At 55.9% G+C, this 10,670-nt stretch carries 10 protein-coding genes and 4 tRNA genes; all 14 read left to right on the forward strand.

Annotated elements, in window-relative coordinates; all coding sequences use genetic code 11:
- The first annotated feature begins 162 nt into the window (after positions 1–162).
- The 14 genes from birA to rpoB all read left to right on the forward strand — a co-directional run bounded on the left by birA (position 163) and on the right by rpoB (position 10,622).
- Positions 163–1,122, forward strand: a complete 960-nt coding sequence (gene birA / locus AC1RDQ_RS17905) for a bifunctional biotin--[acetyl-CoA-carboxylase] ligase/biotin operon repressor BirA (RefSeq protein ID WP_223499866.1) — start codon at positions 163–165, stop codon at positions 1,120–1,122.
- Positions 1,112–1,861 carry a pantothenate kinase gene (locus tag AC1RDQ_RS17910; RefSeq protein ID WP_218498434.1) on the forward strand — a complete coding sequence of 250 codons (750 nt, stop codon included), beginning with the start codon at positions 1,112–1,114 and terminating at the stop codon, positions 1,859–1,861. The genes birA and AC1RDQ_RS17910 overlap by 11 nt, the downstream gene beginning before the upstream one ends.
- Before the next feature lie 7 nt (positions 1,862–1,868).
- The gene (locus AC1RDQ_RS17915) at positions 1,869–2,309 is read left to right on the forward strand and encodes a hypothetical protein (protein WP_090451701.1); all 441 of its coding nucleotides are present in this window, start codon (positions 1,869–1,871) and stop codon (positions 2,307–2,309) included.
- Between the two features lie 143 nt (positions 2,310–2,452).
- A tRNA-Tyr gene (locus AC1RDQ_RS17920) sits at positions 2,453–2,537 on the forward strand.
- Positions 2,538–2,561: 24 nt separating this feature from the next.
- Positions 2,562–2,635: transfer RNA gene (locus tag AC1RDQ_RS17925), tRNA-Gly, on the forward strand.
- 26 nt (positions 2,636–2,661) lie between these two features.
- Positions 2,662–2,737: transfer RNA gene (locus tag AC1RDQ_RS17930), tRNA-Thr, on the forward strand.
- Positions 2,738–2,911: 174 nt separating this feature from the next.
- Positions 2,912–2,987: transfer RNA gene (locus AC1RDQ_RS17935), tRNA-Trp, on the forward strand.
- Between the two features lie 45 nt (positions 2,988–3,032).
- Positions 3,033–3,401 carry a preprotein translocase subunit SecE gene (secE, locus tag AC1RDQ_RS17940; protein WP_007984402.1) on the forward strand — a complete coding sequence of 123 codons (369 nt, stop codon included), beginning with the start codon at positions 3,033–3,035 and terminating at the stop codon, positions 3,399–3,401.
- Positions 3,402–3,410: 9 nt separating this feature from the next.
- Positions 3,411–3,944 (forward strand): transcription termination/antitermination protein NusG, encoded by a 534-nt coding sequence (gene nusG / locus AC1RDQ_RS17945; protein WP_007984405.1) that lies wholly within the window; start codon positions 3,411–3,413, stop codon positions 3,942–3,944.
- Positions 3,945–4,061: 117 nt separating this feature from the next.
- Positions 4,062–4,493 carry a 50S ribosomal protein L11 gene (gene rplK / locus AC1RDQ_RS17950; RefSeq protein WP_007933726.1) on the forward strand — a complete coding sequence of 144 codons (432 nt, stop codon included), beginning with the start codon at positions 4,062–4,064 and terminating at the stop codon, positions 4,491–4,493.
- Positions 4,493–5,188 carry a 50S ribosomal protein L1 gene (rplA, locus tag AC1RDQ_RS17955; protein ID WP_003186095.1) on the forward strand — a complete coding sequence of 232 codons (696 nt, stop codon included), beginning with the start codon at positions 4,493–4,495 and terminating at the stop codon, positions 5,186–5,188. Before rplK ends, rplA begins: the two co-directional genes overlap by 1 nt.
- A gap of 198 nt (positions 5,189–5,386) precedes the next feature.
- Positions 5,387–5,887 (forward strand): 50S ribosomal protein L10, encoded by a 501-nt coding sequence (gene rplJ, locus AC1RDQ_RS17960; RefSeq protein WP_007970413.1) that lies wholly within the window; start codon positions 5,387–5,389, stop codon positions 5,885–5,887.
- A gap of 75 nt (positions 5,888–5,962) precedes the next feature.
- The gene (gene rplL, locus AC1RDQ_RS17965; protein ID WP_007970414.1) at positions 5,963–6,328 is read left to right on the forward strand and encodes a 50S ribosomal protein L7/L12; all 366 of its coding nucleotides are present in this window, start codon (positions 5,963–5,965) and stop codon (positions 6,326–6,328) included.
- 220 nt (positions 6,329–6,548) lie between these two features.
- Positions 6,549–10,622: a DNA-directed RNA polymerase subunit beta gene (gene rpoB, locus AC1RDQ_RS17970; protein WP_007984407.1), complete on the forward strand. Its 4,074-nt coding sequence runs from the start codon at positions 6,549–6,551 to the stop codon at positions 10,620–10,622.
- Positions 10,623–10,670 lie beyond the last annotated feature (48 nt).

Below are 10,670 nucleotides of genomic sequence, written 5' to 3' on the forward strand. Positions count from 1 at the left end.
ATGTGAGAGTAGGTCATCGTCAAGATTAAATTCCGAAACCCCTATCTGCGTATGCAGGTAGGGGTTTTGTTTTTGTCCGCGGGAAAGTCACGGCTACTGGATTTCTATGCAATCGCTCGGTGCGTGGCTATCATGCGGGCCTCATTGTGAGGCGAGACCTGCATGCTGACGTTGTTAAAGCTTCTTAAAGATGGCCGATTCCATTCGGGTCAAGCATTGGGTGCTGCCCTGGGCGTCAGCCGTAGTGCTGTGTGGAAGCAGCTTCAGCATTTGGAAGCTGAGCTGGGTTTGTCTATTCATAAGGTTCGTGGGCGCGGCTATCAATTGTCCGCGCCATTGGCGCTGCTCGATCCTGCCGAGATAAGCGCTCAGGCGCTTTCTTGCAACTGGCCCGTCCGGGTTTACGATTCAATCGACTCCACTAATGCCGAGGCGCTGCGCGCTATTGAGCGTGGGCAAGCGGCGCCGTTTGTGGTGGTTTCGGAGCGGCAGACAGCCGGGCGTGGGCGACGTGGTCGCAAGTGGGTTAGTCCATTCGCAGAAAACGTCTATTACAGCCTGGTGCTGCGCATTGATGGTGGGATGCGTCAGTTGGAGGGCTTGAGTCTCGTCGTTGGGCTCGCTGTCTTGCAGACGTTGCGTGAACTCGGTATTGCAGCCGCTGGATTGAAATGGCCTAACGATGTCCTTGTAGGTCAGAAAAAAATCGCGGGGATACTGCTCGAGTTGGTTGGTGATCCTGCAGATGTGTGTCACGTGGTCCTGGGAGTGGGAATCAATGTGAACATGCAGTCCGCTGACGAAGTGGACCAGCAATGGACATCCCTGCGGCTCGAGTCAGGCAAATTGTTTGATCGCAACCAATTGGTCGCGGTGTTGGGGGAGATGCTGCAGCGATACCTGGCTCGTCACCAGGCAGGTGGTTTTTTGGCCATCCAGTCGGAGTGGGAGCAAAATCATCTGTGGCAGGGGCGAAGCGTGTCGTTGATTGCCGGTGTCAATCAAATTGATGGTGAGGTACTTGGTATCGATGGCCAGGGCGCCTTGCGCCTGAAGGTGGATGGTGTGGAGAAAGTCTTCAGTGGTGGTGAGTTGAGCCTGAGGTTGCGTGATGATTCTTGAGCTCGATTGTGGGAATAGTTTCATCAAGTGGCGTGTGCTTGCCGTTGATGCCGGGCAGGTGCTTGGTGAGGGAGTCGTCGATTCCAATCTCGCATTGCTGGAGGGGTTGGGGGGGCTCAAAGGGCTTACCCTCACGTTTTGCCGGCTGGTGAGCGTCAGGACCGCGGAGGAAACCGCTGCGCTTACGTCTTTGCTCAGGGATACCTTTGATGTGCCGGTTGTGTGCGCAACGCCAGCGCGCGAAATGTCAGGTGTGCGCAATGGGTATGAGGAGTTTGAGCGGCTGGGTCTGGACCGGTGGCTTGCAATGCTCGGAGGCTTTCATCTGGCTTCGGGTGCGTGCCTGGTGCTCGACTTCGGTACGGCGGTGACTGCTGACTTTATTGCGGCGGATGGAGAGCACCTGGGTGGTTTCATCTGTCCGGGGATGCCGTTGATGCGAAACCAATTGCGCACCCACACTCGCAAAATTCGTTATGGGGATCTGGCGGCCGAGCAGGCTCTGGAAAGTCTTGTCCCGGGGCGCGCGACTGTCGAGGCTGTAGAGCGTGGCTGTCTGTTGATGTTGCGCGGCTTCGTAATGACTCAGCTTGAGTTGGCGCGCAGCTATTGGGGTGAGGACTTTGTCGTATTCCTCACCGGGGGGGATGCGAGCCTGGTTACTGAGGCCGTGCCTCAGGCCAGGGTTGTTCCGGACTTGGTGTTTGTCGGATTGGCCATGGCCTGTCCCTTGTCCTGAGGTTTTTATGCGTTGGTTGTTTCTGCTGCTGCTTGTCCTCAATGGCTTCTACTACATCTGGCATCAACAAGAGGCTCCTCTGCGCGCGAAGGATGTCACGCCTTTGAGTCTGTATCGCGGGTCTCAACAAGATATCCGCTTGTTGAGCGAAGCAGGTGACGTCTCCAAGGATAAGGGTAAGGCTGTCTCGACAGACAATGGCTGCCTTTATCTGGGTGGCTATACGCGCCAGGAGGCCGCGCAGGCGGTTGAGCGTCGTTTGAGCGGGATGGAGGTCAAGTATCAGTCCCTGCCGAAAGCTGCGACCGAAGGGGCAGGGTATTGGGTGCGTATCGCGCCGGAAAGCCGGCGTTGGCTGGACGATTTGCAGCTGATAAACCTTTCTAAAGAATTCAATGAGTTAAAACATAAAATAATGCCGTGCGAGGGGGTTGCACCCATCGAATAGTTTGCATAGAATGGCGCCCGCTCCACAGCGAACACCGGAAACGGTTAGCGGTGTGAAGCGAGGTCAACGCAGCTAAGCTCAGGTTTTTAATGAGAAAAATGCTTGACAGAAGGCTGGCATGATGTAGAATGCCGGCTCGCTTAGGAGGGGTTCCCGAGCGGCCAAAGGGATCAGACTGTAAATCTGACGTCTACGACTTCGAAGGTTCGAATCCTTCCCCCTCCACCATTTTTAGCGAGAGCTGTAAGCCTCGCGGGTATAGTTTAGTGGTAGAACCTCAGCCTTCCAAGCTGATGATGCGGGTTCGATTCCCGCTACCCGCTCCAAGTTTACAGATTTTGCACAGTGTTACGCTCTTGTAGCTCAGTTGGTAGAGCACACCCTTGGTAAGGGTGAGGTCAGCGGTTCAAATCCGCTCAAGAGCTCCATATAACAAGGCAGATATGAAAATATCTGCCTTTGTTTTAGGTGGTAGTGGTTGCACCTGATTGTGTTTCTGAAGGTTGCCGGTGTCGAGAATGCCGGTGTTGCAACCAGGATTGCCTGGTAAGTGTTGTAAAGTCTTTTTCGGGTCGGCATAATGGTCGGCCTGATTTTGTTTTAGGTCAGTAGCTCAATTGGCAGAGCGACGGTCTCCAAAACCGTAGGTTGGGGGTTCGATTCCCTCCTGACCTGCCAGATTCACTCGGTGTGTCTGGCTTTCTTTTCACAGGATCTTCATAGATGACTCCTAAAGCTGAAGCTCAAGGCTCTCGTTTCGACCTCCTCAAGTGGCTTGTAGTAGTCGCTCTGGTGGTTGTTGGCGTTGTTGGCAATCAGTACTTTTCTGCTTCGCCGATCCTGTACCGCGTACTCGCATTGCTTGCTATTGCTGCTGTAGCTGCCTTTGTAGGCCTGCAGACGGTCAAGGGCAAGTCTTTCTTTGTACTGGTTAAGGAAGCGCGCACCGAAATTCGTAAAGTCGTTTGGCCAACTCGCCAAGAAACCACGCAGACCACGTTGATCGTTGTGGCTGTTGTCCTGGTTATGGCGTTGCTGTTGTGGGGGCTTGATTCCCTGCTCGGCTGGCTTGTTTCCTTGATCGTCGGCTAAGGGTGTCCCGTGGCTAAGCGTTGGTATGTTGTGCATGCTTACTCCGGTTACGAGAAGCATGTAATGCGCTCGCTGATCGAGCGCGTAAAGCTGGCCGGTATGGAAGATGGCTTCGGCGAGATTCTGGTTCCCACTGAAGAAGTGGTTGAAATGCGCAATGGCCAGAAGCGCAAAAGCGAACGCAAATTCTTCCCTGGCTATGTGCTGGTGCAGATGGATATGAACGAGGGTACTTGGCACTTGGTCAAGGATACTCCTCGGGTGATGGGTTTCATCGGCGGTACTGCTGATAAGCCTGCGCCAATCACCGATAAAGAAGCAGAAGCCATTCTGCGTCGCGTTGCCGATGGTAGCGACAAGCCGAAGCCGAAGACGTTGTTCGAGCCGGGTGAGTCGGTGCGCGTCAACGACGGTCCGTTTGCGGACTTTACCGGTGTTGTTGAAGAAGTTAACTACGAAAAGAGCCGGATTCAGGTCGCAGTGCTCATTTTCGGTCGCTCTACTCCGGTGGAGCTCGAGTTCAGCCAGGTCGAAAAGGTCTAGTTGAACAAAAATCCCAACCCCGCAGCCGTAGGCTGTGGGGTTTTGTCGTCACTGGGATAAACGCGCAAGTAACCGGGGAGCCTCTCGAGGCGTTCGAACCCGTAATTGGAGTGCCTCATGGCCAAGAAGATTACCGCTTACATCAAGCTGCAAGTGAAGGCCGCTCAGGCTAACCCAAGCCCACCTGTTGGTCCTGCTCTGGGTCAGCACGGCGTGAACATCATGGAATTCTGCAAGGCTTTCAACGCCCGTACTCAGGGTCTTGAGCCAGGTCTGCCGACTCCAGTGATCATCACTGTCTACAGCGACCGTAGCTTCACTTTCGAAACCAAATCCACCCCTGCTTCGGTTCTGCTGAAGAAGGCGGCCGGTCTGACCAGCGGTTCCGCTCGTCCGAACACCGTTAAGGTTGGCACCGTGACCCGTGCTCAGCTGGAAGAAATCGCGAAAACCAAAAACGCGGATCTGACTGCAGCTGATATGGAAGCAGCCGTGCGTACCATCGCCGGTTCTGCTCGTAGCATGGGCCTTAACGTGGAGGGTGTGTAATGGCTAAGCTGACCAAGCGTCAAAAGGCTATCGCCGGCAAAATCGAAGCAGGCAAGGCCTACAACTTTGTAGACGCTGCTGCCCTGCTGGCCGAGCTGTCGACTGTCAAGTTCAGCGAGTCGTTTGACGTAGCTGTAAACCTGGGTGTTGACCCGCGTAAATCCGACCAGGTCGTTCGTAGCGCTACTGTGCTGCCACACGGCACTGGCAAGACCGTTCGCGTTGCTGTGTTCACCCAGGGTCCAGCTGCTGAAGCCGCTCTGGCTGCCGGCGCTGACCGCGTAGGCATGGACGACCTGGCTGCCGAAATGAAAGGCGGCGACCTGAACTATGACGTAGTGATCGCATCCCCGGATGCAATGCGCGTTGTAGGTCAGTTGGGTCAGATCCTCGGTCCACGTGGCCTGATGCCTAACCCTAAAGTCGGTACCGTAACCCCAGACGTAGCTACCGCGGTTAAAAACGCCAAGGCTGGTCAGGTTCGTTATCGCACCGACAAAAACGGCATCATCCACACTTCCGTTGGCAAGATCGGCTTCGACGCCGTCAAGCTGAAGGAAAACGTTGAAGCCCTGATCGCTGATCTGAAGCGTATCAAGCCAGCTTCCTCGAAAGGCATTTACGTCAAGCGCGTTACCCTGAGCACCACTATGGGCCCAGGTCTGGTCATCGACCAAAGCTCGCTCGACGCGTAAGACGCAGATTGGTGCAAGCGATTGCGCCAATTGAAAAATTGGGGTCCCTGCCTGGCGGGGGCTATCCAAGACCGTAGGCGACGCAAGTCTTAAACCACAAGCCTACGCAGATGGTGCTCCCGGTTCCTTACCGAATCAGACACCAAAACGACATCCGGTTTCGACCAGATGAAACGGTAACAAGCAGGAGTTAAACCCGTGGCAATTAAACTCGAAGACAAGAAGGCCATCGTCGCTGAAGTCAACGAGGCTGCCAAAGTCGCTCTGTCCGCTGTCGTGGCTGATGCCCGTGGCGTAACAGTAGGCGCGATGACCGGACTCCGTAAAGAGGCTCGTGAAGCTGGCGTTTACGTACGTGTTGTACGTAACACCCTGCTCAAGCGCGCTGTTGCTGACACTGAATTCAGTGTCCTCAACGACGTGTTCACTGGCCCTACCCTGATTGCGTTCTCCAAAGAACATCCAGGCGCTGCTGCCCGGATCTTCAAGGAATTCGCAAAGGGTCAGGACAAGTTCGAGATCAAGGCAGCTGCGTTCGAGGGCAAGTTCCTCGCAGCTAACCAAATCGACGTACTGGCAACTCTGCCGACCCGTGACGAAGCAATTTCTCAGCTGATGAGCGTGATTCAAGGCGCTACCAGCAAGTTGGCTCGTACTCTGGCGGCAATTCGCGACCAGAAAGAAGCTGCTGCAGCCTAAGGCTCGTCAACTTCTCGCGTTTTTTGTTTTTTTCGATGGTCGCGTAGGCCGTCCCCAATATCAGGAATTAGATTCATGTCTATCTCTCAGAACGATATCCTTGAAGCAGTTGGCAACATGTCCGTAATGGAAGTTGTTGAGCTGATCAAAGCTTTCGAAGAAAAATTCGGCGTTACCGCTGCTGCTGCATCGGCTGGTCCAGCTGTTGCTGCTGCCGTTGCTGAAGAGCAAACCGAATTCAACGTCATGCTGACCGAAGCTGGCGAGAAGAAAGTTAACGTGATCAAGGCTGTACGTGAACTGACCGGTCTGGGCTTGAAAGAAGCCAAGGCTGTAGTTGACGGCGCACCTGCCATGGTTCTGGAAGCTGTTGCCAAAGACGCAGCTGACAAAGCCAAAGCAGCTCTGGAAGAAGCAGGCGCTAAAGTCGAGCTGAAGTAAGCATCGACTTTGCTCCTCCAGCCCGAGCGTTAAGCGACAGGCTGATGGCTGGTGGCTCTTGCCACCGGCCTTTTTCCGTTATTGGCAGCCGACTGGGTCGGTGCTGATAACGTGCTGTAACCACCCGATGCGGTGGCGCAAACCATGGGGTTTGCACGATTTTCTGGCTGCTCCCGTCGGGAGGGGCCAAACAAGCAGGTGACCAAGCTGGGGAACGCTGATGGCTTACTCATATACTGAGAAAAAACGTATCCGCAAGGACTTTAGCAAGTTGCCGGACGTCATGGATGTGCCGTACCTCCTGGCCATCCAGCTGGATTCGTATCGTGAATTCTTGCAAGCGGGAGCGACTAAAGATCAGTTCCGCGACGTGGGCCTGCATGCGGCCTTCAAATCCGTTTTCCCGATCATCAGCTACTCCGGCAATGCTGCGCTGGAGTACGTCGGTTATCGCCTGGGCGAACCGGCATTTGATGTCAAAGAATGCGTATTGCGCGGTGTAACTTACGCCGTACCTTTGCGGGTAAAAGTGCGCCTGATCATTTTCGACAAAGAGTCGTCGAACAAAGCGATCAAGGACATCAAAGAGCAAGAAGTCTACATGGGTGAAATCCCCCTGATGACTGAGAACGGTACCTTCGTAATCAACGGTACCGAGCGTGTAATCGTTTCCCAGCTGCACCGTTCCCCGGGCGTGTTCTTCGACCACGACCGTGGCAAGACGCACAGCTCCGGTAAACTGCTGTACTCCGCGCGCATCATCCCTTACCGCGGTTCGTGGCTGGACTTCGAGTTCGACCCGAAAGACTGCGTATTCGTGCGTATCGACCGTCGTCGCAAGCTGCCTGCCTCGGTACTGCTGCGCGCGCTGGGCTATACCACTGAAGAAGTGCTGGACGCGTTCTATACCACCAACGTATTCCACGTGAAGGGCGAGACCCTGAGCCTGGAACTGGTGCCTCAGCGCCTGCGCGGTGAAATCGCTGTCCTCGATATTCAGGATGACAAAGGCAAGGTTATTGTCGAGCAGGGTCGTCGTATCACTGCTCGCCACATCAACCAGCTGGAAAAGGCCGGGATCAAAGAGCTGGATGTGCCTCTGGACTACGTCCTGGGTCGCACAACCGCCAAGGTCATCGTGCATCCGGCAACCGGCGAAATCCTGGCAGAGTGCAACACCGAGCTGAACACCGAGATCCTGGCCAAAATCGCCAAGGCTCAGGTTGTTCGCATCGAAACTCTGTACACCAACGATATCGACTGCGGTCCGTTCGTCTCCGACACCCTGAAGATCGACTCCACCAGCAACCAATTGGAAGCGCTGGTAGAGATCTATCGCATGATGCGTCCTGGCGAGCCGCCAACCAAGGACGCTGCCGAGACCCTGTTCAACAACCTGTTCTTCAGCCCTGAGCGCTATGACCTGTCTGCGGTCGGCCGGATGAAGTTCAACCGTCGTATCGGTCGTACCGAGATCGAAGGTTCGGGCGTGCTGTGCAAGGAAGACATCGTCGCGGTACTGAAGACCCTGGTCGACATCCGTAACGGTAAAGGCATCGTCGATGACATCGACCACCTGGGTAACCGTCGTGTTCGCTGCGTAGGCGAAATGGCCGAGAACCAGTTCCGCGTTGGCCTGGTACGTGTTGAGCGTGCGGTCAAAGAGCGTCTGTCGATGGCTGAAAGCGAAGGCCTGATGCCGCAAGACCTGATCAACGCCAAGCCAGTGGCTGCGGCGGTGAAGGAGTTCTTCGGTTCCAGCCAGCTGTCCCAGTTCATGGACCAGAACAACCCGCTGTCCGAGATCACCCACAAGCGTCGTGTTTCTGCACTCGGCCCTGGCGGTCTGACTCGTGAGCGTGCCGGCTTTGAAGTGCGTGACGTACACCCGACTCACTACGGTCGTGTATGCCCGATTGAAACGCCGGAAGGTCCGAACATCGGTCTGATCAACTCCCTGGCCGCTTATGCGCGCACCAACCAGTACGGCTTCCTCGAGAGCCCGTACCGTGTGGTGAAAGACGCCCTGGTCACCGACGAGATCGTGTTCCTGTCCGCCATCGAAGAAGCCGATCACGTGATCGCTCAGGCCTCGGCCACGATGAACGACAAGAAAGTCCTGATCGACGAGCTGGTAGCTGTTCGTCACTTGAACGAATTCACCGTCAAGGCGCCGGAAGACGTCACCTTGATGGACGTATCGCCGAAGCAGGTAGTTTCGGTTGCTGCGTCGCTGATTCCGTTCCTCGAGCACGACGACGCCAACCGTGCGTTGATGGGTTCGAACATGCAGCGTCAAGCTGTACCAACCCTGCGCGCTGACAAGCCGCTGGTAGGTACCGGCATGGAGCGTAACGTAGCCCGTGACTCCGGCGTTTGCGTCGTGGCTCGTCGTGGCGGCGTGATCGACTCCGTCGACGCCAGCCGTATCGTGGTTCGTGTTGCCGATGACGAAGTTGAAACCGGTGAAGCCGGTGTCGACATCTACAACCTGACCAAGTACACCCGCTCCAACCAGAACACCTGCATCAACCAGCGTCCGCTGGTGCGTAAGGGTGATCGGGTTCAGCGTAGCGACATCATGGCCGACGGCCCGTCCACCGACATGGGTGAACTGGCACTGGGTCAGAACATGCGCATCGCGTTCATGGCATGGAACGGCTTCAACTTCGAAGACTCCATCTGCCTGTCCGAGCGTGTTGTTCAGGAAGACCGTTTCACCACGATCCACATCCAGGAACTGACCTGTGTGGCCCGTGACACCAAGCTTGGCCCAGAGGAAATCACTGCCGACATCCCGAACGTGGGTGAAGCGGCTCTGAACAAGCTGGACGAAGCCGGTATCGTTTACGTAGGTGCTGAAGTTGGCGCAGGCGACATCCTGGTCGGTAAGGTCACTCCGAAAGGCGAGACCCAGCTGACTCCGGAAGAAAAACTGCTGCGTGCGATCTTCGGTGAAAAAGCCAGCGACGTTAAAGACACCTCCCTGCGTGTACCTACCGGTACCAAAGGTACTGTCATCGACGTACAGGTCTTCACCCGCGACGGCGTTGAGCGTGATGCTCGTGCCCTGTCGATCGAGAAGTCCCAGCTGGACGAGATCCGCAAGGACCTGAACGAAGAGTTCCGCATCGTTGAAGGTGCTACTTTCGAACGTCTGCGTTCCGCTCTGGTCGGCCACAAAGCCGAAGGCGGCGCCGGTCTGAAGAAAGGCCAGGACATCACCGACGAAGTTCTCGACGGTCTTGAGCACGGCCAGTGGTTCAAACTGCGCATGGCTGAAGATGCTCTGAACGAGCAGCTCGAGAAGGCCCAGGCCTACATCGTTGATCGTCGCCGTCTGCTGGACGACAAGTTCGAAGACAAGAAGCGCAAACTGCAGCAGGGCGATGACCTGGCTCCAGGCGTGCTGAAAATCGTCAAGGTTTACCTGGCAATCCGTCGTCGCATCCAGCCGGGCGACAAGATGGCCGGTCGTCACGGTAACAAGGGTGTGGTCTCCGTGATCATGCCGGTTGAAGACATGCCGCACGATGCCAATGGCACCCCGGTCGACGTCGTCCTCAACCCGTTGGGCGTACCTTCGCGTATGAACGTCGGTCAGATCCTTGAAACCCACCTGGGCCTCGCGGCCAAAGGTCTGGGCGAGAAGATCAACCGCATGGTTGAAGAGCAGCGCAAGGTCGCCGAGCTTCGCAAGTTCCTGCACGAGATCTATAACGAGATCGGCGGTCGTCAGGAAAGCCTCGATGACTTCTCGGATCAGGAAATCCTGGATCTGGCTCAAAACCTGCGTGGCGGCGTTCCAATGGCCACTCCAGTGTTCGACGGTGCCAAGGAAAGCGAAATCAAGGCCATGCTGAAACTGGCGGACCTGCCAGAAAGCGGCCAGATGCAGCTGACCGACGGCCGTACCGGCAACAAGTTCGAGCGCCCGGTTACCGTTGGCTACATGTACATGCTGAAGCTGAACCACTTGGTAGACGACAAGATGCACGCTCGTTCTACCGGTTCGTACAGCCTGGTTACCCAGCAGCCGCTGGGTGGTAAGGCGCAGTTCGGTGGTCAGCGTTTCGGGGAGATGGAGGTCTGGGCACTGGAAGCATACGGTGCCGCTTACACTCTGCAAGAAATGCTCACAGTGAAGTCGGACGATGTGAACGGCCGTACCAAGATGTACAAGAACATCGTGGATGGCGATCACCGTATGGAGCCGGGCATGCCCGAGTCCTTCAACGTGTTGATCAAGGAAATTCGTTCCCTCGGCATCGATATCGATCTGGAAACCGAATAACACGTGACGCGAATCGAGAGCGGGGCAGGATTGCCCGCTCTCTGCTCC

Source organism: Pseudomonas sp. GW823-FHT02E01, assembly GCF_058797535.1.